The 24,049-nt window shown below is 38.6% G+C and carries 22 protein-coding genes; 7 read left to right on the forward strand and 15 right to left on the reverse strand.

Going from position 1 to position 24,049, the window contains the following annotated elements; all coding sequences use genetic code 11:
* Positions 1-7: 7 nt before the first annotated feature.
* The 6 genes from ABJN95_RS01550 to ABJN95_RS01575 all read right to left on the reverse strand — a co-directional run bounded on the left by ABJN95_RS01550 (position 8) and on the right by ABJN95_RS01575 (position 7,243).
* The gene (locus ABJN95_RS01550; RefSeq protein WP_348368228.1) at positions 8-2,422 is read right to left on the reverse strand and encodes a TonB-dependent receptor; all 2,415 of its coding nucleotides are present in this window, start codon (positions 2,420-2,422) and stop codon (positions 8-10) included.
* A gap of 18 nt (positions 2,423-2,440) precedes the next feature.
* Positions 2,441-3,598, reverse strand: coding sequence for a DUF4249 domain-containing protein (locus ABJN95_RS01555; protein ID WP_348368229.1), 1,158 nt, complete (start codon positions 3,596-3,598; stop codon positions 2,441-2,443).
* Between the two features lie 54 nt (positions 3,599-3,652).
* Positions 3,653-4,798 carry a DUF4249 domain-containing protein gene (locus tag ABJN95_RS01560; RefSeq protein ID WP_348368230.1) on the reverse strand — a complete coding sequence of 382 codons (1,146 nt, stop codon included), beginning with the start codon at positions 4,796-4,798 and terminating at the stop codon, positions 3,653-3,655.
* Between the two features lie 55 nt (positions 4,799-4,853).
* Positions 4,854-6,005: a DUF4249 family protein gene (locus tag ABJN95_RS01565; protein ID WP_348368231.1), complete on the reverse strand. Its 1,152-nt coding sequence runs from the start codon at positions 6,003-6,005 to the stop codon at positions 4,854-4,856.
* Between the two features lie 194 nt (positions 6,006-6,199).
* Entirely contained in the window at positions 6,200-6,697 is a 498-nt protein-coding gene (locus ABJN95_RS01570; protein WP_348368232.1) for a lipocalin family protein, read from the reverse strand.
* Between the two features lie 93 nt (positions 6,698-6,790).
* Entirely contained in the window at positions 6,791-7,243 is a 453-nt protein-coding gene (locus tag ABJN95_RS01575) for a lipocalin family protein (RefSeq protein WP_348368233.1), read from the reverse strand.
* 251 nt (positions 7,244-7,494) lie between these two features.
* Between ABJN95_RS01575 and rplM the strand changes: the two genes are divergently transcribed.
* The 4 genes from rplM to tsf all read left to right on the forward strand — a co-directional run bounded on the left by rplM (position 7,495) and on the right by tsf (position 10,639).
* On the forward strand, positions 7,495-7,950 hold the full coding sequence (rplM, locus tag ABJN95_RS01580; RefSeq protein WP_348368234.1) for a 50S ribosomal protein L13: 456 nt from the start codon (positions 7,495-7,497) through the stop codon (positions 7,948-7,950).
* Positions 7,950-8,336: a 30S ribosomal protein S9 gene (gene rpsI / locus ABJN95_RS01585; protein WP_348368235.1), complete on the forward strand. Its 387-nt coding sequence runs from the start codon at positions 7,950-7,952 to the stop codon at positions 8,334-8,336. The genes rplM and rpsI overlap by 1 nt, the downstream gene beginning before the upstream one ends.
* Before the next feature lie 242 nt (positions 8,337-8,578).
* Positions 8,579-9,745 (forward strand): 30S ribosomal protein S2, encoded by a 1,167-nt coding sequence (gene rpsB / locus ABJN95_RS01590; protein WP_348368236.1) that lies wholly within the window; start codon positions 8,579-8,581, stop codon positions 9,743-9,745.
* A gap of 69 nt (positions 9,746-9,814) precedes the next feature.
* Positions 9,815-10,639: a translation elongation factor Ts gene (tsf, locus tag ABJN95_RS01595; protein ID WP_348368237.1), complete on the forward strand. Its 825-nt coding sequence runs from the start codon at positions 9,815-9,817 to the stop codon at positions 10,637-10,639.
* Between the two features lie 115 nt (positions 10,640-10,754).
* On the opposite strand, the gene ABJN95_RS01600 is transcribed toward tsf, so the two are convergent.
* From ABJN95_RS01600 to ABJN95_RS01640, 9 genes are all read right to left on the reverse strand, one after another.
* Positions 10,755-12,248, reverse strand: coding sequence for a S41 family peptidase (locus ABJN95_RS01600; protein ID WP_348368238.1), 1,494 nt, complete (start codon positions 12,246-12,248; stop codon positions 10,755-10,757).
* A gap of 63 nt (positions 12,249-12,311) precedes the next feature.
* The gene (locus ABJN95_RS01605; protein WP_348368239.1) at positions 12,312-12,845 is read right to left on the reverse strand and encodes a hypothetical protein; all 534 of its coding nucleotides are present in this window, start codon (positions 12,843-12,845) and stop codon (positions 12,312-12,314) included.
* 32 nt (positions 12,846-12,877) lie between these two features.
* A complete protein-coding gene (locus ABJN95_RS01610) occupies positions 12,878-13,048 on the reverse strand; it encodes a hypothetical protein (RefSeq protein WP_348368240.1) in 171 nt (56 codons plus the stop codon).
* Between the two features lie 414 nt (positions 13,049-13,462).
* Complete coding sequence (locus ABJN95_RS01615; protein WP_348368241.1) at positions 13,463-14,599, reverse strand: helix-turn-helix domain-containing protein; 1,137 nt, start codon at positions 14,597-14,599, stop codon at positions 13,463-13,465.
* 170 nt (positions 14,600-14,769) lie between these two features.
* Positions 14,770-15,579, reverse strand: a complete 810-nt coding sequence (locus ABJN95_RS01620; RefSeq protein WP_348368242.1) for a DUF4097 family beta strand repeat-containing protein — start codon at positions 15,577-15,579, stop codon at positions 14,770-14,772.
* 4 nt (positions 15,580-15,583) lie between these two features.
* Positions 15,584-16,450 carry a DUF4097 family beta strand repeat-containing protein gene (locus ABJN95_RS01625; protein ID WP_348368243.1) on the reverse strand — a complete coding sequence of 289 codons (867 nt, stop codon included), beginning with the start codon at positions 16,448-16,450 and terminating at the stop codon, positions 15,584-15,586.
* 20 nt (positions 16,451-16,470) lie between these two features.
* The gene (locus ABJN95_RS01630; RefSeq protein WP_348368244.1) at positions 16,471-17,277 is read right to left on the reverse strand and encodes a hypothetical protein; all 807 of its coding nucleotides are present in this window, start codon (positions 17,275-17,277) and stop codon (positions 16,471-16,473) included.
* A 2-nt stretch (positions 17,278-17,279) separates the two neighbouring features.
* Positions 17,280-17,834, reverse strand: a complete 555-nt coding sequence (locus ABJN95_RS01635) for an RNA polymerase sigma factor (RefSeq protein WP_348368245.1) — start codon at positions 17,832-17,834, stop codon at positions 17,280-17,282.
* A gap of 151 nt (positions 17,835-17,985) precedes the next feature.
* Entirely contained in the window at positions 17,986-19,860 is a 1,875-nt protein-coding gene (locus ABJN95_RS01640; protein ID WP_348368246.1) for a peptidase M61, read from the reverse strand.
* A 175-nt stretch (positions 19,861-20,035) separates the two neighbouring features.
* On the opposite strand from ABJN95_RS01640, the gene pyrH reads away from it, so the two are divergent.
* The 3 genes from pyrH (at position 20,036) to ABJN95_RS01655 (ending at position 23,888) form a co-directional block, all read left to right on the forward strand.
* Positions 20,036-20,743, forward strand: a complete 708-nt coding sequence (gene pyrH / locus ABJN95_RS01645; protein WP_348368247.1) for a UMP kinase — start codon at positions 20,036-20,038, stop codon at positions 20,741-20,743.
* A 42-nt stretch (positions 20,744-20,785) separates the two neighbouring features.
* The gene (frr, locus tag ABJN95_RS01650) at positions 20,786-21,343 is read left to right on the forward strand and encodes a ribosome recycling factor (RefSeq protein WP_348368248.1); all 558 of its coding nucleotides are present in this window, start codon (positions 20,786-20,788) and stop codon (positions 21,341-21,343) included.
* Positions 21,344-21,485: 142 nt separating this feature from the next.
* A complete protein-coding gene (locus ABJN95_RS01655) occupies positions 21,486-23,888 on the forward strand; it encodes an MMPL family transporter (RefSeq protein WP_348368249.1) in 2,403 nt (800 codons plus the stop codon).
* Positions 23,889-24,049 lie beyond the last annotated feature (161 nt).

The following is a 24,049-nucleotide window of genomic DNA, read 5'->3' on the forward strand; positions in this document are numbered from 1 at the left end:
TCGTTTTTTAGTCAAAAACAAAATTATAGGTTACAGCGAACAGCGGACTATTCAATACAGAAAGCTCATAGGTGCCGAGTGGGCTGCCTAGAAACACTTCCGAGTCAACGGCTCCCTGACGTTGTGAATAATACAAATTAAAGGGGTTTCGTCTACTGTATAGATTATAGATGGTAAACGTCCAGTCGCCTTTCCACTTTCGGTTCGGGTTCCTCCCATATTTTACCTTCCATGAAAAATCTAAACGGTGATACGGTCTCAGCCTTGCGTTATTTCGCTCTATAAATATGGGAACATTGATATCTTCTATTGAAAACACGCTATTCGCTACAGTGTATGGCCTCCCACTTTGTGCGGTAAAATTAAAACTCCAAGTATTCCATTTATCTCCCTCGAAATTTATGGTACCATTAAAGACATGTGGGCGATCAAAATCTGAAGGATACCACTTATTATTATTGACTCGATCGGCCAATTTTTCGTTTTGCGAGCGCAAAAGACTTCTTGAATAGGTATAATTAAACCAACCATTAAGTTTGCCTCTGGGTTTCTTGAAACTTACTTCAACTCCATAGGCCTCTCCCACTGCTTGCACTACATCTCGCTCTAAGAATTCTTCCAAGAAAAAATCAGCCCCAGGTTTGTAGGTGAGGTTGTTTTCAGAGGCACGATAATAACCTTCAACGCCTACCTCAATTTCACCATCATTTAAATTATGGTAAATGCCCAGACCATAAGTGTCCGCGCTTTGAGGTTCAATATTGGGGTCGGAGGTTTTCCAACGAGAAGTTGGTAAAGGGGTGGTCGTATTGTAAATATTCTGCAGGTATTGATTCGTTTTCGCATAGCTAGCTTTTAAAGAGGTATATTCACCTAACTTTAGGTTTGCGCCTAGGCGCGGTGCTAGACTATTATAAGTTTTTACTGCATCTCCTTTTTCAAATTCAGTAGTGGTTAAAAGATCTCCTGAAAATTCATCGAATGTAGCCTCAGTATAAGGCCCAACAAATACGAAATGATTGAACCGGAGCCCTGCTGACAACGACAGATTTTTTGTGGGATTCCAATTGACATTGCCAAATGCCGCCATTTCATAACTGGTCTCCGTTTCTAATGCCACAGGTAAAATACTATTGCCTGATCCCGGATCTAACTCTCCCGGGTCAATTTTGTATTGATTAGCCTGTATGCCTCCATAGTAGTCAAAATCATTTGAAACTATTTTAGAATATTCTGAGATAAAACTTAGGTAGTTGATGCGTGCCTGATACAGTATTTCATTATCATTATCACGTTCTGGAAAAATGGTTTTTGGTGAATAGTCACTAGCCACTATGATATTTCTAAGATTAGACTCATCGCCAAAAGTATGTGTCCAATTTAACGTGCCGTTTAAGGTTTGAAAATCATACTGGTTGTTTTCTGCGTTTATATTTTCTATTTGACTCACTAGATCCAATTGGTAAAAATCTTTACTGTAAAAGGCCGTAAGCGAAATCTGGTCGTTAGCTGTTGGGAGGTACAAAAGTTTCATGGTGCTATCATAAAAGTTTGCCTTCGTATTCTTTAAGCGTTCCGAAAAAAGTGGAATCAGGAAGCCCGTAAGACCCGCTCGCCCCCCTATATTGAGCATCAATTTGTCTCTGATTAAAGGTGTCTCTAAATTGAACCTGCTAGACACCAAACCTACTCCACCTGAAAACTTTGTCTTTTCAACAAATGGGTTTTTTACTTTTACATCTAGAACCGAAGTAATTCTACCGCCATAACGTGCGGGAATATTGGCTCTATATAGGTCCACTGAAGAAATCATATCAGGCGTAAAAACAGAGAAGAGGCCAAACAGGTGTGTTGGGTTAAAAACAGGTGCATAATCATAGAGTAAAAGGTTTTGATCTAACGAACCTCCTCGAACTGAAAGTCCGTTACTTATCTCTCCTGCGTTATTTACCCCAGCCAGCAGGGTCATTCCTCTAAGTACATCAAACTCACCAACCGCCGCTGGTATCTTTTTCAGATCTTTGGCATCTAAATTTAAGACCCCCATCTGTGGGGTTTCAACATTACTTAGTCTATTTTTGGCCCGTACCACTACTTCAGACAACTGTTCTTGCTCCTCAACCATTTCAATTTTAAGCACAACACTTTGATCTAAGTTGATGGTTTGTACTTGGTCTTCATAGCCAATAAATGAGATGGTGGCCGTATAGACACCGGCTGGCAAAGAAATAGAGAAACGCCCCGAGTCATTTGCCACACCGCCACAATCACAGGGAGTAATGCTAATTTGAGCATCGTAAAGAGGGAGTCCATTGACTTGATCAAGTACTTCAAATGATAATCCGTACTCTTGCACTTGACCCCATATGTTGCTACAGCCTAAAATTATAAGTAGTACAAAAAAATACGCTTTCCTCATCATGTTTGTCTTGTTTTGTTATTATTGGTCTATCCACCCTGGAGGCGGTATTGGTGTTCTGAATCTATTTTCGGAGCATTCTATTATTGTTGTTATTGGTGGAGGAACGGGGTCATCTGTTTTTTCAAATAAATTAACTCCCCTATTTTCTAAAGGCTCTTCAGTTATTTCAGAGCGATCAATAAACAGAAAGGCTTCTGTACTAGCGGCCGCCGTAAAACGTCCAAAAACGAAATCTTCATCATCATCTGGGTTGAACACATTACCAACCAAACCTGCAGGTGGAGGTGCATTTATTCCACTATTGTTGTCTACTAGGTCTTTTAATATTTTGTAGTACTCATGGGCTTCTGGAGTCAAAGCTAGTTGCTGAACAACAACCACCATATTTTCTCTAGTATAGAGTAGCAAATTACCGATGGAAATGTCATTTACGGTAAGGCCATTCGTAAACTTATCGTCATAGATTGCTATACTTTCTGGAAAGCGAATGCGCCAACAATCACTTTCACATAAATAATCGTAATACGGTATTCCAGATACATTCGATGGAAAACTTATGCATTCACTATCTCTGTAATAACCCGCATAACAACGTTCACAAAAATCTAAATTTTCATAAGTACGATAGGTCCAATAGTAATAATTCGTTCTATCTACTGGATCATCTAACGACACAAACACCTCATGCCCAGGCACAAACTTACCGCCAAAAATCTCCCTAAACTCCAATTCCTTGTCATATCTCACTTCTATATCACGTATAGCTACAGGTTCTAATACTTTTTCTGGAAACGACTCATACCGAACACCATTCGGTAAATTTACAATGAGTTTCCACTCCTCACCGGGCTTAGCCTTAAAATCAACCGGGGGCGTATATGCATCCTCAACCTCTATCAATGAAACCGATTCTCCTGTAACTATGTTTTCAAAGCTTACTGTTGCCCCTCCTTGAAATCGCACAACATATACCTCAAATTCAATGGCCGATTTGCTCACCGTAACAAATGAACCTCCCGGACTTGTCGAAATGAAACCTTCTACAAATATCAACCCCTCTTGAAATTCAAACTCGGGAGTAACAGGGTCTGTACAACTGCCAAGGAATGTTAATGCAATCGCCATAAACAAAGTGCATTTCCCCCAATAGCTATGTACTTTCTTCCCGGTATTCATTGTGATATTATTTGGGTCATAAGCATCAAAAATTATTCCAGTGTACAATAGAACCTATTCTTCTTGCCAACCATCTGGCTCATTTGAAGTTCGTTCCCTGTTTTCAGAACAAGGTGCAATCACGGTTGCCGGCGGGGGATATGGAGAGGCAATCTGAGGTTCAAGAATGATTGGGTTTCTGAACTCCAAAGGTTGTTCCGCGATTAATGATCTATTGATAAAGGCTGTGGCGGTTGACGTGGCTGCGGCAGTAAAACGGCCAAACACAAAATCTTCGGCATTGTCTGGGTTAGATAGGTTGCCAATCAGCGCAGCTGGTGGCGGCGCATTTAGTCCGCTGCTGTTATCCACTATATCTTTCAGCACCTTATAATATTGATAAGCGGCAGGGGTAATGGAAAACTGTTGCACTTCAACCACCATATTCTCTTTGGTATGCAGGAGTAAATCACCAACTGGTAATTCAGTTACAGCGCTACCATTTGAAAAACGATCGTCGTAAATAGCTACGCTTTCAGGAAAACGAATACGCCAACAATCTATGTCACAGGCATAGTCAAAATAACGGCTTCTAAAACGTGCTATTTCTACTGGTGTGCATTCTCCGTTTCTCCATATGCTTTCCACACACTGCTCGCAATAATCTAGGTTTTCAAAGCTCTTGTATGTCCAATAGTAGTAATTCTCCGAATCTGGAGGATCACTGAAATTGATCGACACTTGGTGACCGGGCACGAACCTGCCACCATAAATCTCACGAAACGTCAACTCAGGGTCGTAACGCACTGCAATGTTATCAATAGGTACTACATCCAAGACGGACTCAGGTAAGGATTCTATTTTCTTCCCGTTTGGGAGCTGAATGTTCAATTTCCAGGTTTCGCCCGAGCGCACTACAAAATCATCAGGGGGTATATAGGAGTTTCTGTTTTCTATTAAAGCAACTACTTCACCGGTTGCTACATTCTCGAATTCTACTGAAGCTTCTTCGACAAAATTTACCACGTACACTCCAAATTCAATGGCCGAGCTTTTTATCGTAACAAAAGAGGCTTTAGTTGATGTTGAAGCTATACTCTCGACAAAAATCAACCCTTCTTCAAATTGAAATTCTGGGGTTACCGCATCTGTACAGCTAAGCTGTAAGCCGCAAAGTGCTAAAAGGAGAACTACCGGAGAAATCGTTTTTTTTCTAAACAAATCAAGCAATTATATTTAAATATAGTAAGTTATTCCTTACCGACCTTAGGAACTTTCAATCTTTCCAACCTTCGGGTCGAATGGCAGTTCGATACCTACTTTCCTGACAAGTAGCTAGCAATATTTTGGGGTCTGGCGCCAAGGAACCAAACCCTTCAGGCGAAAGGGTCAAAATAGTTTCAAGAGCCGGCTCAGCGATTGCTGCCCGTTCTAAAAATAGATGTTTCGTTGAGGCCGCAGTAACGGTAAACCTTCCCAATACAAACTCGTTGCTATCGTTCACGTTGAATAGGTTACCAACCAATGATGCAGGCAAAGGTGCATTGAAACCGGCATTATCATCAATAATATCTTTTAGTGTTTGATAATAATCAAAGGCCGATTGCGACAGGGCAAACTGTTGTAATTCTATTAAAAGATCTCTTTTTGAGAATAAGAAAACTTCTCCAACGGGAAATTGATTGGTCGAAATTCCGTTAGTAAATTGATCTTCAAATAGGTTTATGCTTTGACCATAACGTATTTGCCAACAGGTCTCTTCACATGTATACGTGTAGTATGGAGGCAATTCGTCGGCTGGGATTGCCGGATCAAAGGATTGACACATTTCTTCACGGAAATAACCATTTGTACAAACCTTACAAATTACAATACGTTCAAAAGTGCGAAATTGCCAAAAATAGTAGTTTTTCGTATCGGATGGATCTTCAAATGAAACCAACAACCTGTGCCCAGGAATGAAGCGATTCAAACCCACGTCGAACCTAAGTTCAGGATTATAAGAAGTTTCTAAAGCACCTATATCTACAGGTTTCGTCGCCTGTTCCGGTAAGGATCGATATTCACGTCCATCAGGCAAAATCACCTTTATTTGCCATTCCTCTCCCAAAGCAACGGCAAAATCTTGCGATGGAATATATAGCTCGCCATTCCATTGCAAAGGCATCACACTTCTTGAAGAAACATTTATAAAATCAACTTTAGCATCACTGACATCTATATTTTTGTAAACTCCAAATTCAATGGCAGATACTGTGATTTTCGTATAGGAACTTCCGGCAACGGTTGATGCCAAACCTTCAATAAAAATCAAACCTTCTTCGAAGTCAAACTCTGGCTTTACAGGATCGGTACAACTAAAACTTACTAGCAAGATCAGGCAAACCTGCGCACTTTTTTTAAAAGAACGTCTCACTAGTTGTATCATGAATATGAAGTTACCTTAATGCTTCAATAAATATAATACAATCCCGAATTAGTTTTTAGCGTAACAGCCAGGTAGTTGTTAAAATATTAGTAGTTAATATCACTTAGTCAAGCGTTCATACTACTATAAAAAATTGAAAGTAAGAGCCCTTTTGGAAAATCCAAAAGGGCTCTTACTTGATGCTAGAGGGTTTTCTAAAACTTCTCAAAAATGATTTCTCCTGCGCCGTCAAAATTAGGAATATCCAAATCACCGGCATCCGCCGTCATGGTATTACCATCAATACTAACTTTAACCATTACGGTCACCCCATCTGTATCAACAGTAGTTAGGGTGGTACCATCGTAGGTGTATGTACTTGACTGGGTATCTCTTTGGGTCGGACATGGCACATCTAAACCGGTAGCCGTAGCATTGATTTGGAGGTAGTTTACACCACTTTCACCAGTAAGTGTCATATCTGAGTTAAATGTAAACGTAATGATATAGCATTGCTCAGCCGTTAGTTTGTCTAATATTTCAGCTCCTAAATTTACGCTGGAACTATTGGGATCGGCAGCCTTGAATTCTGTCGCCCTCCAAGAGCCTAAGATGGCACTTGTTGGATCAACCTTTGCTGGTTCATTTTCATCTGTTGAACAAGAGATAAAAAGTATTGTGGTTAGAATAAGTATAAATACGTTGCGTTTCATGAGACTTTGCTTTTTAATTGCCTACCCATTGAACGTAAAAACCTATCTAATATTTTAAGATTGTACCTAATTAATTATTTAAAGTAATGAACATCAGTTTCTTGAGTAGGTAATGGTTAAAGTGCCTAAGTTCTGATCTTGACCACCTAATACAAGGGTATCAGCTGAAAGATCAACGGTAGATGTTATACTTTGACCGTTGTTGATAGTTGATAGCCTTCCATTCTCATAAACATAGGTGCCCGAAGCAGATGACCCTACCAAATCACAACTTCCTGTGCCATCCGCTTCTAAAATAATATCAGAGGTAGCGGACGAAAACGTGCCATCTGCCCGAAAGGTCAATACAGACATATAGCAATCTAACTCTTCAATGATATCATTCGATTCTTGGCCGTCTCCATCGAGATCAAATGATTGTGAAGTAAGGAATGAGGTAGCCGTCCAAGTTCCCACAATGGAAATCTCTTGTGCAGGGCCATCATCTGAAGAACAAGAAGCAAAAATAAAAGAGAATAGTAGTAAAAAATAACCAATACGTTTCATAGCGTTATTGCAAATTTTGAATTCAATTGGATTAAAGATAATCAAATATAACACAGCTCAAGGAAGCGCTTATTTGTAATCACGCAGGTTTTCAAGTTTTATTCAGAAAAACAAAGCCAACCGAGCGCTAAACCAAAGCGCTAAAAAATCTAAAAAATATCAGAAATATGCATTTGTAATTCAACTTAATAGTTGTACATTTGCACCCCGTTTATAGGGATTGAAGTATTTAATCGTTAAATAAAGTAGTAGTGGATACATTAAGTTACAAAACTATTTCGGCAAACCGAAAGACTGTTGACAAGCAATGGCTATTGGTTGATGCTGAAGGTCAAGCCTTGGGTCGCCTTGCCTCTAAAGTAGCAAAATTATTAAGAGGAAAGCACAAACCTAATTATACACCGCACGTTGATTGTGGAGATAATATTGTTGTAATTAATGCGGAGAAAGTGACCCTTTCTGGTAACAAATGGGATGACAAAACCTATTCACGTTATACGGGTTACCCAGGTGGGCAACGGTATACTACCGCTAAGGAACTGTTGGAAAAAAATCCAGGCCGAATAGTTGAAAAAGCGGTTAAAGGAATGCTTCCAAAAAACAGATTAGGTGCTGACCTTTTTAGAAACCTAAAAGTATATGTTGGTTCTGAACATGATCAGGAAGCTCAAAAACCAACTGCAATCAACCTTAACGATTTCAAATAATGGATACGATTCATAAAATAGGAAGAAGAAAAACAGCTGTTGCACGCGTATATCTTTCCGACGGAAAAGGAAAAATTACTATCAATTCAAAAGATTTGAATGAATATTTCCCAACAGCAACTTTACAATATAAGGTAAATCAACCCTTTACTTTGACTGACACCGTAGGCAACTATGATGTAAAGGTGAATGTTTATGGAGGAGGTATCACCGGTCAAGCTGAAGCCATTCGTTTGGCATTGTCAAGAGCGATGTGCGAGATAGATGCTGAGAACAGATTGACACTTAAACCTGAAGGGTTATTAACCAGAGACCCACGTATGGTAGAACGGAAGAAATTCGGTCAGAAGAAAGCCCGTAAGAAGTTCCAGTTCTCTAAGCGTTAATTCAAGATTTCAGGTGTCTCTTCAGAGACACCTTTATTTATATTTATTAACAAAGTTCATTGAAAGTTTTCTGAAATTCAGGAAACAATTAAAAATCCAAAGTCTATTCTAATTGGACCTAGGTATTGACCCTGATTCGAGTTCAGGGCAAGTTAGTTTAGCATCTAAATGATAGAGGCTATCGTCACCGCGATTACCACTCTAACATTGCTAATTCAAAAGAACGTAAACTAAATTTAAAAATGGCGAAAGTCGAAGTAAAACAGTTATTAGAAGCGGGTGTGCATTTCGGACACCTAACCAGAAAGTGGAATCCTAACATGGCGCCCTACATCTACATGGAGCGCAACGGAATTCATGTTATCAATTTGTACAAAACAGTAGCAAAGCTAGATGAGGCCAATGAGGCCCTTAGTAAAATTGCTGCTTCAGGAAGAAAAATTCTTTTTGTAGCCACCAAAAAACAGGCAAAAGATATTGTTGCTGAAAAAGTAGCCAATGTAAACATGCCCTACATTACAGAAAGATGGCCGGGTGGAATGTTGACCAACTTTGTGACGATTCGTAAAGCTGTGAAAAAAATGGCTTCCATAGATAGAATGAAGAAGGATGGTACCTTCCTTACGCTGTCTAAAAAGGAAAGATTGCAAGTTGACCGTTTGCGTCAGAAATTAGAAAAGAACTTAGGGTCTATTTCTGAAATGACGCGTTTACCAGGTGCCTTATTTGTTGTTGATACCATGCGTGAGCACATTGCCGTTAAGGAAGCTCAAAAATTGAACATTCCTATTTTTGCAATGGTCGACACCAATTCAGACCCAAGAGATGTTGATTACTTAATTCCTTCTAACGATGATGCATCAAAATCAATTGACATTATCATGACCCAAGTTACTGATGCTATTGCAGAAGGTTTAGCAGAACGTAAATCAGAAAAACAGGGCGAGAAAGAAGGTAAAGAAGAAGTAAAGGCAGCGGCTCCAAAGGTTGAGGCTCCAAAAACTGAAGCCAAAGCTGAGACAAAAGCCGAACCTGAAGTTGAAGAAGCACCAGCGGTTGAAGAAACTGTGGCCGTAGCGAAAGAAGAAGTTGAGGAGAAAGCACCTAAAAAAGAAGCTAAGAAAGAGGCCGCCCCTAAAAAGGCGAAAGCTTCAAAAGGTGATGACTTAACTAAAATAGAAGGGGTTGGCCCGAAAGCCGCCGAAGCCTTAACAAATGCCGGGCTTGAAACTTTTGCGAAAGTAGCCAAAGCTAAAGCTGACAAGATGAAAGAGATCTTAACAGAAGCTAGTTCTAGATTAGCGCATTTAGACACTACATCTTGGCCAAAACAAGCGAAAATGGCTGCCGACGAAAAATGGGACGAATTAAAAGCTTGGCAAGATAAGGCTAAAGGTGGGGTTGAATAAACTTCAAGAACGATAGAAAATTAAAAACATATTCCCATTTCGGTGGGAATGGCAATTAAAAAAATAATTATGGCAAAAATTACCGCCGCAGAAGTAAACAAACTAAGAAAAACAACGGGCGCAGGAATGATGGACTGCAAAAATGCCCTAGTCGAAGCAGATGGCGATTTCGATAAAGCAATTGAAATACTCCGTAAAAAAGGTCAAAAGGTAGCTGCAAAACGAGCCGATAGAGATTCATCTGAAGGTGCTGCAATTGCCAAAGTAAATACAGAAAACAATTCAGGAGTGGTTATCTCCTTGAATTGTGAGACTGATTTCGTCGCTAAGAACGATAGTTTCGTTGCCCTTGCTAATAAAATGGCAGACTTAGCCTTGAACTTTGACAGCAAAGACGCTTTTCTAGCCGCTGATTTTAATGGGATTACTGTGCAGGAAAAACTTACTGAACAAACTGGTGTGATCGGTGAAAAAATCGAAATCGGTGGGTTTGAGAGATTAAATGCTCCTTTCGTTGGAAGCTATATACACGCAGGAAACAAGATTGCTACTTTGGTTGGTCTCTCTGATGCTGTTGACGGGGCTGCCGTCGCTGCTAAAGATGTTGCCATGCAGGCAGCTGCAATGAATCCGGTTGCATTGAACGAAGAAGGTGTAGACCAATCTGTAATCGATAAAGAAATCGAAATCGCGAAAGATCAGTTGCGTCAAGAAGGTAAACCTGAAGCAATGTTAGATAATATTGCAAAGGGAAAACTAAAGCGTTTTTTCAAAGACAATACTTTAGTTAATCAAGCCTTTATCAAAGACAGTAAACAAAGTGTTGCTCAATATGTACAATCAGTTGATTCTTCTTTAAAAGTCACTGATTTCAAACGTGTAGCCTTAGGATAATTTTTAACATCAAGCTAACTCTAAAAAACCGCTGAGCATTTTGCAAGGCGGTTTTTTTATGTTCAGAATTTAAATTTGTAGTTCAAAAAGTAGCTTTAAACATCTTTGTAGGTACTCATTCTCGGTTTATTAACTCAAGCGTAAAATCAAGCACACTATCCTTCTTATTGATTTCCTGTTCCACAGTATTTCGAACCCAATGTTTAGGAACTACTCCATGACCATCATTTTTAAAAGAAACATCAGTAGTATAACTCACTAAGCAAATAAGAATTCGATTTTTAGAGTTGGGCAAGGTCAAGAATGTTTGTATACCGCTTATATTGGTCACTGGATTTCCCCCAGTTTCCTCCCCAACAAAAACGGCATCTTTTAAATGTTCTTTAATTTTACCACATACCTCTCCCGTTGCCGAAAAAGACCATCCGTCAATCAGTACAAATAAATTACCCTGGAAAAGGTTTTCTGAAGGTTGTTGCGGGTTTTCTTCAAATCCGAGTTGACTTTTCATAGGGTAAACACCATCGACTTTTTCGCTAGAAAAATTCTTTTTAAATTCCGTTCTCGACAAAAGATCGAATTCATAATACTCCGGATTGGGAAGTGAACGTAAATTCGCAAAAACTTCGCTATACAAATGAAAAGGCTCGTTAATAAGGTGTCTTAATAGCTCTAACTGTGGCTTTACATTACCTCCCTGATTACCTCTTAAATCTAGGATCAAGTTATCGACACCTTTGTCTTTTATGGTTTTAAAAGAACTTTTAATGAATTTTGTAAAGCGTCGTCCATCCTTACTTTTGGTACCATTGCTAAATTGAGTTACCTTGAGATAGGCCGTTTCATTCATTATCTTAAAAGATAAGGGTTCTGGTGCTCGTCGCCACCAAGGAACGTATTCGATATTGAAACGTTCTGTCAGCCTTTTTTTGAATTCCGGTTCCTGTATACCTTTTACTTCGAAAATTAAATCTTCCCCTTCTGGGCTAACTATTGCCAGCTCATATTGCTCAGCGTCTCCAAAAAAGTGTGTGTAGAGCAAGCGATATTCCTCTTCCACAATTTCGCGTGGTCGAGTCTGGTTATGCCCATCTTTGAACCAGCGGTCGACCATATGGTTAAAAATTTCCATGGCAGGCTTGCCATTTATAGATTTCAATAGGGAACCTGCAGCTAGTTCAGTTTGATCAGAAACATTATGTAAAACATACAATTGATCTTTATAAAAATAGAGGTCTAAGGGTAACAAACTAGCATTTGTTATGACCTCATCTTCCCATTCAGATGAAGGCACTAAAATGGTATGTCCGTTTTTTACAAGATTGGACAATGGCGCAATCAATCGGTAGAAATCAATACTGCTCATCTTGTCGGTAATACGGCTTCGTACTTCGTCAAAAAAGGCATCAATCTCCTCTTTAGTCGTATAATTGTAAAGGCCGGGCTGTCCTAATTCTAAGTTCCTTTTTAGAAAATCAACATCTGAAAGCAATACCTCTTTTTCGATCGTTATGGCCGCACTATTTGAGTCTTTTTGAGCAAATACAACACCGCATACAACAAACAATGAAGCAAATAGCAATACGTTGGTTATTCTTTGTGAATTCATATGGTTTATAATTTGAAATTAATCACACTCAGAACGCTATGTTCAATAACTATTTTTTTTGCATTACAGCTCTTCTGGAATGTCATCTATTCTTCGAATACGCCACCTGTCATCGTATATCGAGCTATAAATGATTTCATAATCAAATTCATTTCTTTCGAGTTTTCGCAAAAACTTCTCGGTTTTGATATATCGGTCTCCAGACCCCCCAAATTTGACTGCCATACGCTCTGCACCAGCCGGAATCGCTAAGCCCTTATCAATACTTGCGCTTGCTAAAACGGCTACGCTATCGCTTTGAAAAGCATCGTTTAGCAAGAATTCAGCAAAGTCCATTTCGTAGGTTTTACCCGCGAAGAAAATCTTCATCTCTTCAATGACGGCTGGCCCGACCCCATAGTTGTTCAGGGTAAGCGTAATAAAGTCCTCTTCGGGATTATAGCCGGTTTCCATATTCAGGTAGGGCATAACCGATAATCGACTTTGCTTTTCAATAATACTTGTTTGTCGCGCAAAGACAATTAAAGTAAACAAGCTAATTGAAATTGCAAAAATGGTTACAATTCTATCGGGTGTCCAAAATTTATTCTTTGGCATTATTGGGCATATTTGTGGTCCAAAAATATTTTTTAGTAAGGCTGATTGTTCTTTTTAAATCCGAAATAAGCAACAAACACCCCTGATAAAAAGCCAAATACTCCCATCCGATTGCCCGAAATTATCAATGCCAAACCTGCTACGGCAGCGCAGATTCCAATAGTGAAAAGAAAAGCCTTAAATTTTGAATTATCTTTAAGCATAGTGCTATTAAATTGTTTTCTAAATTCTTATCTATCCTTAAAAGGTTAGGATACCAAAGCACATCTTTGCTGCAAATTGTATATCCATTCCATGGCTGTTCACCTTTTAAGAATGATTTTTGCATTTCCTAAACCGCCCATTCTTCATAAGTTTTAGCATTTAGCCAGGTTGTTTAATGGAACTTAGGGTAAGCCAAGAACAAAAGTGGTTTGTTTCATATTTCTTAGTGTTGGAATAGATTATAATTCCAATTGGAAATTTAACATAAAGGATCTTTGTAAGCGTCCCACGAAAAGAAACGGGACGTATTTATGGTAATCATTCAAAGTTTTTATGGTATTTAAGAAGCTTTTCAAAAGCAACATACGCTTCAGGCATTGTATAGGGGTCTCATTAGAATCTATGAGACGCTATTACGAGCTTTTTTCTTTCTTATAGGTTGTTGGAGAAATGCCTGTCTCCTTTTTAAACGAGCGGTAAAAACTACTTTTAGAATTGAATCCACAAGTATATGCTAAACCCAAAAGGGAATACTTTTCGTATTCCTCAAGTTTCAACTTTTCCTTTACCTCTTCAACGCGATATCGGTTAATGAAATCATAAAAAGAAATATTTAAGGAGTGATTTAGAAGGGTAGATAGTTTTTTATCAGAAGTGCCTATAAGTTCTGCCAATCCATTCAATGTCAATTCTTGTTGCAGATAAGGCTTTTCATTGGCAAGCACATCATCTAGTGTATTCTTTATTTGGTCTAGTTCTTCTTTTGCCAAATTTAATTTGGCACTTTGTCCATTGCTGTTCTTTTCAACTTCCGCATTATCCATAATAAATCTTGGCAAATGAATCATGGATTGTTTTAGCCCATGATATCCTAAATAAATAGTAACTAGTACTAAAAACATCGCGGAAATAATGCCTACATCCCAGTCAACGGAAGGTTTATAAACAGCATAGGAAATACCTACTCCAAGGTCAAATAGAGTAGCCAAAAGTAGCCCGATTAAAAATTTTCGCAACCATCCGTAATTGGTGTTGGTAAAACTTGAGTAGTTCGACTTCATCGCCAATTTAAATTCATAAAACAATCGTATTGATAAAAGGATATACAGCAGTACGAAAATATCCTTTATGATTGCGAGGTAAGCCGTGCCGCGAAAAAACTCTAGATAATCAAAAATAGCTTCACCAAAATACAAACCATATACTTTAGGAACGGTAAAAAAACCCCAATAAAGTAGGAAGGGCAAGAAATGAACTAAATTCTTTTTGATTAGCCCTTTATCCTTGATAAAGATCGACTTAATATAGATGTATACCAGCGGACCAAGCATAAAACGGGCACCATCTTCAAAAAAATGGGCAAGATTGAAAAGTGGTGCTATCTTGTGTAAAGAGGCATAGAGTGTGACGAAAATAATCGCAATGAGACCCAAAATAAACATCAAAAGAATCTGCGGTAGTTCCTTTCTTTTAGAAATGGTCAACATTACCAATATAACTAAGGCAACAGCAAATCCTGATACTAAGACAAAATCGGCTAGTAGTTTCATTGAAGTTTATTTCTGCGAAAATAACGATAGGGCCATAGTTGAAAATCAAGTGGCAAATCATTGAATAGACGTGTTTTACCCTGATTTGTTACAGATGCCAACATACAAAAAGGCACTGCTATAAACAGTGCCTTTCGCTATTGTACATTTTAAGGTTGTCGAAATGGTCGCTAATTAGACCTAATCATAATATCACCGTTCATGGTTTTGAAAAGTAGTTCGGGCCCTCCACCATTTATGGTTCCGGTTACCCATTTATCAACAGTTACCTTATAGACCCCTGATGATGATTTCTTTTCATCCTTACTTAGGTTTCTAGTCATTTCCATTTCGTAATCTGTATATATTTCACCTTGATCAGTCTTGGCCTTTATGTTGGCCGCAAGGTTACTCGGAAATGTAACATCCAAATCACCATTTAAACTGGTAAAAGCCATTGGACTTTTCTCATACCCCTTGGTAAAGCTTACCACAATATCCTTATTTAAAGCATCAGCGATCACCGAACCTCCAATATTAGTAAGAGTAATGGCGCCATTAAGGTTACTGATTTCCATTTCTCCTCTTACCCCTTCTACCTTGATGTTTCCGTTGTTGGTAGCACGAAGGTCTAGTGAGAAATTTTCGGGAACCTTAATAATAAAATCTACTCTTTTGTTTTGCTTCTTTGACCTAACGGTCACCTTATTATCATATTCCTCCACACTAAATTCAAGAGAGGTATCACCAATTCTACGCATACCATCTTTTGTTTTTGGAGGTTTAGTTTTTGTGCTACTTTTTGTCTCTACAACAACATCTTGCCCTTGATGTGCTTCTACCATTATTGAACCATAAAGCAGTCCTATTTTTAATTTACCATCTTTCCCAGGATTGCTCAACGGAATGGAAATTGATTCGCTCTCCGTTTGGGCAAATAGACTTCCTAACGAGAGGAAAAAGAATAAAAACCCGACTATTTGTATTGTTCTATTTCTCATAATTTTATTTTTTTAAAGTAGCGTCTCCATTAAGAAGATTAAAATCAAGCCTAATCCCTCCTTTTCCAATTCGATACGATTGGTTCGCGCTCATATTATATTTAATTCCCTTTCCGTTTTTTGATTTACTTTTCACCAACTCGGGCTTTAAGGCGGTTGTATCGTAATTCGTATACATATCTCCATTCAAGCTTTTGAAAGAGACATCGGCGTTTAGTTTTTCTTGAAAAGTGACATTGACATCACCATTTAACGAATGGTATTTCGAGTCGCCATTGGGGTTTTTATAATAGGTAATGTTGATGTCTTTATTCAGTGCGTTTACATCAGTCTTACCCGCTATATTCTCTAAAGTAATAGCCCCATTCAGATTGTTTACAATAATTTCATTGCCTTGAACGTCTTTAGCGTAAATATCACCATCGTTCATCGTTGCCAATTCAACACTAGTAGACTTGGGAACCTTCAATGTGAAACTCACGTGAAAGCGATAATCCAGTTTTACCCATCGGTTGTTTCTGCTATTTTCATACCTTCCTGAGGCCGTATTAAAATTATTATTTGGCGTTTCAACATATACATAAATTCGATTATTGAGTTCCTCTATTTTGATTTTAATTTCTTGCTTACCTTCTTCCAAATAACTTTCTCGTTTTGCCGAAATACTTTTTTCTGCCTCTAATCTAATAGCGCTACCATCATAGCCTTCAACACGTATCGGTCCGTTGATGTTTTTTACCACCAACCTATTTTGATCAGACTTGGTAGAAAAGTTAAGTACTTTAGAAATGGTCTCATTAGATTTTTGTGATGTAACCAGATGGCAACATAAAAGTGCGAAAAGCCACATCGTAATTTTAACAGTTTTCATGATTGTTCGTTTTTTGATTATTATATGATATGATTGATAGATTCTTCTAATTTCTGTTTCACTGTATTGTCGATATCAGGTTGCTCTAATAGCTGCTTCATAGATTCTATAGAAGTTTTCTCCTGTAGTGTGACCATCAAATCTGCCAGAGCTATTTGAACCAAAGGGGAGTCTTGCAACGCTATTGATTTCACAAGTCCCATTCGTACCTCTGGCGTTTCAACATATTTTGCCAATGATTCAATGGCAACCAAACGCACATTAATATTAGGATCATTGTTCAAGGTGGTAAAGAGCGCCTTAATAATAAGCTCATTGGCATCTTTTAATTTGGCGGCCTCATTAGCCCCTTGTAATCTTTTATTCGCGGATGTTTGTTCTAATAGGGTTAGCACCAATTGCTCCCTAACTTCTTCAGTCTCTGAATTTGGAGTTGACACTACCGACTCAATAGGGGCTTGAACAGGATTTGTCTTCAATACATACCCGATACCTAAACCTATGGCTAGCAAGAGTACACCAAAGGCCAATTGGGGCATTTGCATCGCACTAAAAAAGGATTGTAGGCCTTGATACCAGCCCAGTTTTTTATCTTCTTTCTTTTCTATTTCAGTGTGTAACATATTAAAAAAAGCAGCATCCATTCTTTCCGAAGGTTCAGGTACCTGAATCTTGTCTATTTCAATCCAAGTACCAGACATTTCTTCAAACTCCTCCTTGTGCTGTGGGTGCTCTTGAAGGTAATTTTCAAAATCATTTCGTTGGCTTTCATCAAGCGCGCCAGACAAGTACTCCATCATCCACATTTCAAATTTTTCTTGTTCCATAACTATCGCGTTTCCAATTGTAGAAAAATCATTCTTAAATCTTTTAATGCCCGATGCGCCTTTACTTTTGCTGCCCCTTCACTACACCCTAAGATGGCAGCTATTTCGATAAACTTCATCCCTTTTAATTTGCTCAAAACCAAAACCTCTTTTTTTTCAGGAGGTAATTTTTGCAGGGCGCGGTTAAGTATTGATATATCGTCTCTTTGCTGCATCGTATTTTCAATAGAATCTGTGTCTTCAAGCTTATACGCTATTGTAGAGACTTCGTTTTGCTTAAAGGCCATTTTATTTTTTCGGTAATAATCATAATTCACATTGCGCGCTGTTCGAAACATCCAGGCAGAAAATGAGCCCTCACCCGTGAAGGTGTGTTTGTATTTTAACATTCGTTCAAATACATTTTGCACTAAATCTTCGCTCAAAGAAGCATTGCCATTCATATTGTAAAAGAATCCGAAAAGCCTCTTTTTATGACGTTCGTACAACAATCCGAGTTTATCTAGATCACCAGATTTCACTTTTAGCATTAATGCGTTGTTGGTCAGTTCTTGCATTTGTTTTTTCTGTCTACAAAAGGATAAACTATCAATTCGAGAAAAGGTTACAAAAAAACCTTCAATTTTTTCTTAAGGTACTTTTTTTATACAAAAAAAGCACCCCTTATAAAGTGGTGCTTTCTTAATCTAGTTAAGGGCGAATCGGCTACTATCCTTTCATCCAAGCCTCGCGAAGCTTTGTTTGAGCAGCAGTAAGACCTTCAATAGCCGTCACTTTTTCGACCATTACTACCGGAGTACCGGCAGTTCCCTTTAAAGTAAGCTCTTCTTCACCTCTTTGCACCACCATGGTAACCTCTTGTTCGGCAGGCCATACAAAACTCTGCTGCAGAATAGGTCCAATGCCTTCCATAGTCACTGGAGTACCATTAATGTTTTTGATGATATCGCCTCCTTGCGCTCCTAAATCGGTCAAAAAGCTACTCAGCGAAATACCTTTGCGAACGAATATAGCATTATCATTTGAGGGGTCAGCATCAATAAAAGGAACCTCCTGATCTAGAAAAAAGCGCCCACAAGATTGCTCAACACTACCTGAGGCAAGCCCTACTTTGGCGAAGTAGGCGTTATAGTCTATTGGCGTATCACCAAGCACATGGGTGTCAAAGAAACTACGTATTTCAGGATAGGTCATGGCAACGATCTCATCTATGAGTTTCTCATCTTCAAAGGGTGTCATATCTCCATATTTCTTAGAAAGTTCTTTCATCAACCAAAGCACTCCTTTCTCGCCATTACTCAGTTCTCTAAGGGTGATGTCTAAAGCCATATTGATCAAGGCGCCTTTCTCATATACGTTTGCATATTCCGCTTTATAAGGTTCCTCCAACACATTTTTACTCATTTCAGTAAAAGACATGGCGTCATTATACGCTTTTGCATTGCTGATTTTACCCATTACGCGCTTATAGAACTCAGCTTCGTCTATCAAACCTTGTTGAATTTGAAAAAGATTGGCAAAGTATTCAGTTGTACCTTCATACATCCAAAGATGCTGAGACATTTGCGGGTCATTGAAATCGAAATACTGTATTTCTTTAGAATGAACATTCAAGGGGGTCACAATGTGAAAGAACTCGTGTGAAACGACATCTACCATAGCCTGCTCCAATCGTTCTTTTTGCATTACCTCCGGAAGCACAACTACAGTAGAAGTGTGATGCTCCAAAGCGCCAAATCCATTGGCATCGTTCGCGCCCATTTCCGATAGATATAATAAAATAGAATACTGTTTTGTTCCGTCAATATCACCTAAAAATGCCTTTTGAGCACTCATCATCTTCTCCATGCGATCTTTCAAACTGGTTGCCGTATAGGTGCCGTTAGGGGAATAGACGCTGAGCGTGACCGTAATATCATTGATTTGAAAAGTTTCACTATTCGGTTTACCATACATAATGGGGTTGTCAATGACCTCAAAATAGCGGTCTGCGGAGAAGAAATCCTTGGTATTTTCCGTATTGTCAATCATGCCTTTTGGCAATGAAGTCGTCGCGACTAAATCTGCGGGCTTGTTGATAACTAAGGTATATGGCACTTCTTTTAATCCTTTAAAATAACCAACGAACCCATGTAGATTGAGCACGAAGTTTTCACCTGCCAAAATATTGGTTCCTGACGGAGAGAAAACAGCCTCTTCCTGTTCACCTTCGCTATCGTAGGTATCGTTTACCCAATAACTTACTTTATCTAATCGTTGCCCATTGGAAATGTTCCAAGTATTGTCATCTGCTTTTGACACTGAAAGTTCATTACCATCATAATCAAAGGCTTTAAACCCTTCTACATATTTTCCATAGTTATCGGTACTATACGTACCAGGAACAGTTTTCGGAATGTAAAAAGAAACCATTTCTGAAGTAAATGCCCCTGGATCGACCTTTACCATCACTTTGTCGTCAGCAACATTTACCAAATCAATATCTACCAGTACTGGAGCTTTATCGGCAGTTACCAAAGCTTTGGTAGACCCACATCCGTACAATACCGCTCCCACTAAAAATACAATAGCTATTTTCTTCATTTTTTTTAATTTTCTATGGATAAAAAGCATCCTTTGCTAAATTGCTTTGCAAGAATATAAAAAAGAATACTTTCAATTGTTAATATTAGGAAATAATTAAGGTGGTTATCGGATGTTGGCCAAAATCGTTTCATAACTTTTTTTGACTATTTTTGTTCGAAATAATAACATAAGAATGCAGTACAAAAGAATACTTTTGAAGTTGAGCGGCGAAGCGCTTATGGGCGAAAAACAATATGGCATCGACCCGCTTCGAATTGCCGAATATGCTGAAGAGATCAAAGCAGTTGTTGAAAAAGGAATTCAAGTAGCTATTGTCATTGGCGGTGGAAACATCTTTAGAGGATTGGCCGGTGCGGCAACCGGAATGGATCGCGTTCAAGGTGACCATATGGGTATGCTTGCAACTGTTATTAATGGTTTGGCCCTGCAAAGCGCCCTTGAAAATATAGGGGTACAGACTAGGTTACAATCCGCCATTAAAATCAACGAAGTTGCTGAACCGTTTATTAGAAGACGCGCAATGCGTCACTTGGAAAAAGGGCGTGTAGTAATCTTTGGAGGCGGTACCGGAAATCCATATTTTACAACAGATTCAGCAGCTGTTTTAAGAGCTATTGAGGTCGAAGCTGATGTTATTTTAAAGGGCACTCGAGTAGATGGTATTTATACTTCTGACCCTGAAAAAGATAAAACCGCGACCAAATTTGATAGCATTTCTTTTGCTGATGTTTTACTTAAAGGATTAAAGGTGATGGATACTACCGCCTTTACACTTAGTCAAGAAAACGAACTGCCAATTGTTGTTTTTGATATGAATACAAGAGGAAATTTATTGAAAATAGTTGATGGTCAAAATATCGGAACAGTTGTAAATGTATAATTTTGGCATAATTTCTGTCAGCTACCTATTAAAATTTAGATTATGAACGAAGAAATTACTTTTATACTTGAGGCCGCCAAAGAAAGTATGGATGCGGCTATGCTGCACTTAGAAAAGGAATTTATGAAAATTCGTGCGGGAAAGGCAAATCCATCGATGTTATCGAACGTAAAAGTTGACTACTATGGCTCTCAAACGCCTTTATCGCAGGTTGCCAATGTCAATACACCCGATGCCAGAACAATTTCTGTACAGCCCTGGGAAAAAGCAATGTTGCAAGAAATCGAAAAAGCCATCATGAACGCTAATCTAGGCTTCAACCCCATGAACAATGGCGATATGATAATTATCAATGTACCGCCACTTACTGAAGAACGCCGGCGTGATCTTGTAAAACAGGCAAAAGCCGAGGCCGAAGATGCCAAGGTTAGTGTACGTACAGCAAGACAAGATGCCAACAAAGAGATTCGAGCTTTGGATGATGCTTCTGACGACTTAAAGAAAAATGCCGAAACCGATGTGCAAGACCTTACGGACTCCTACACCAAAAAAATAGATACTTTCTTAGACAATAAAGAAGCTGAGATAATGAAGGTATAGGACTCTTGTAAAAAAATATCAAAGAGCGACCTATAATAAGGTCGCTCTTTGTTTTTCAGGCGGTTTTCTAAGAATTATTTCAAGGCTACAATTCTAGGAACACAACAGTTCATTTTCTACCTTTGCAAACTGTAAATCTGCAATGGCTAAAAAATTCACACAAGGCTTTTGGGCGAAAACAGCTCGAATCATTCTTCGTAATAGGGTATTGATTTTACTGCTCGTTGCTGCTTTTACAGTCTTCTTGGGCATGCAATGGAAAAACATGCGTTTTTCTAGCTCTCAAGCCAACCTTTTGCCCGATGACCATCCTGTAAATTTGGAATACCAAAGTTTTCTAAATCAATTTGGTGAAGAAGGTAATGCCGTTGTTTTCGCAATCAGAGACAGTGCTTTGTTTTCTCCTAAAAATTTTAACCGTTGGAACAAACTGAGTAAACAGCTCGACGCTTTCCCTGAAGTTGATTTTGTAGTTTCCACAGACAACCTTCAAGAACTAATCAAGCATAAAGACAAACAAGAATTTGTGCTTCGCCCTTTAATACAAAAGAATCTCGACACACAATCGGAAGTTGATAGCATCACACAACATCTATTTAATGACCTTCCGTTTTATGAAAGTCTGCTATTCAATAAAAACAGCGGTACACTACGTACAGTGATGTATCTTGACAAAGACATCGTGAATACTTCGGTACGGAAGGATTTCATTTTGCAAGATATGACCAATTTGGTGGAGGACTTCGAGGAAGAAACCAATCTTGATGTCAGAATTTCAGGAATGCCTTACATACGTACAAAGAATTCGCAAAACATCATTGATGAAATAAGCTGGTTTATTGGAGCGGCCTTAGGCGTTACCTCCTTGTTGTTTTTCTTTTTCTTTAGAAGTTTACGGGCCACTCTAATATCTATGGGAGTAGTGATTATTGGCGTAATGTGGGCCTTTGGTATTTTAGGTTTGCTACAATATGAGATAACGGTTTTAACAGCTTTGATACCGCCATTGATAATCGTTATTGGAATTCCAAACTGTATTTTCTTGATCAATAAATACCAACAAGAAATAAAAAAACACGGCAATCAAGCACTTTCGCTGCAACGGGTCATCTCTAAGATCGGGAATGCTACCTTAATGACAAATGTCACCACAGCTTCTGGTTTTGCAACCTTTATCGTTACAGATAGCAAACTATTAAAAGAATTCGGTATTGTCGCTTCCCTAAATATTATTGGAATTTTCATTTTATCACTGCTGATTATACCAATAGTGTACAGCTTTCTACACCCCCCTAAAACAAAGCATCTAAAACATCTGAATAAGCGCTGGATCGATGCTTTCGTAAACTGGACAGTACGGGTGGTACGAGAAAAAAGAATCGCCATTTACATAATTTCCATCATTCTTTTGGTAACAAGTATTATTGGCATTTATCAAATTGACATTTCAGGTAGCCCTATCGAAGACATGCCTAAAAAAGAGCAGTTTTTCAAGGATATTCGATTTTTTGAAGCAGAATTCGATGGCATTATGCCTGTGGAAATCGTTGTGGACACCAAACGTCCGAAAGGCGTTTTGAAACCGGCAACTCTTAGGCGCATTGACCAACTTGGCGATGTTATTGAGGAAATTCCAGAACTCTCAAAGCCAGTATCGGTGGTTAACTTAATCAAGTATTCGAAACAGGCCTTTTACAACGGAATTCCGAAGTATTATCAACTTCCTACGTCGCAGGAGAACACCTTTATTATGGATGTTGCTCGTAAATCATCTAACGATGGCGATTTGTTAAAAAGCTTTGTTGATAGCACCGGCCAAAACGCACGTATAACCACTTTCATGAAAGATGTGAGCACAGAGCGCATGGAAGAGATCGAAGGCAAGCTTCAAGAAAACATCACCAAGTTGTTTCCCATTGAACGCTACAACGTATATATGACTGGTAGTGCTTTGCTCTTCCTAAAGGGTACAAAATACTTAGTGAAAAACCTTATCCTATCGTTGACATTAGCCATTGGATTGATTGCTCTATTTATGGCGTATCTCTTTCGCTCGTTTCGTATGATCATAATCTCACTAATCCCCAATTTACTGCCATTGGTTGTAACTGCAGGAGTTATGGGGTTTGTGGGTGTACCTATTAAACCCTCTACTATTTTAGTATTTAGCATAGCTTTCGGTATTTCTGTAGATGATACGATTCACTTTCTGGCCAAGTACAGGCAAGAACTGATGGCGAATAATTGGAAAATAAAAGTATCGGTCTATGCAGCTTTACGCGAAACTGGCGTGAGTATGTTTTATACCTCAATCGTTTTGTTCTTCGGATTTTCTGTCTTCGTAATCTCAAATTTTGGAGGAACGGTGGCCCTTGGAGCACTAGTCTCAGCGACTTTATTATTTGCTATGTTGGCCAATTTGGTGTTGCTACCTTCACTACTTTTATCTCTAGAAAAAAGTATTGCGAATAAAGAAGTGCTTAAAAAGCCACAAATTGATATCCTTCCTAAAGATGAGGATACCAGCTCCAAAATACCCCAATAAGATGCTAATTTAAGTTACTACAAACTTTGGCTTGATATAATAAGTTATTTGCCTCACACTATTTGGGCTGAAACTTATAGCGATTTACGCGGATTCTACTGCGATTTTCCAATTTCTAGAACCATTCTTTTTTGTCAAAAGGCTATCTTTGATTTTTAATT

Origin of the sequence: Maribacter sp. (assembly GCF_039974175.1) — a bacterium.
Classification (GTDB): Bacteria; Bacteroidota; Bacteroidia; order Flavobacteriales; family Flavobacteriaceae; genus Maribacter_C.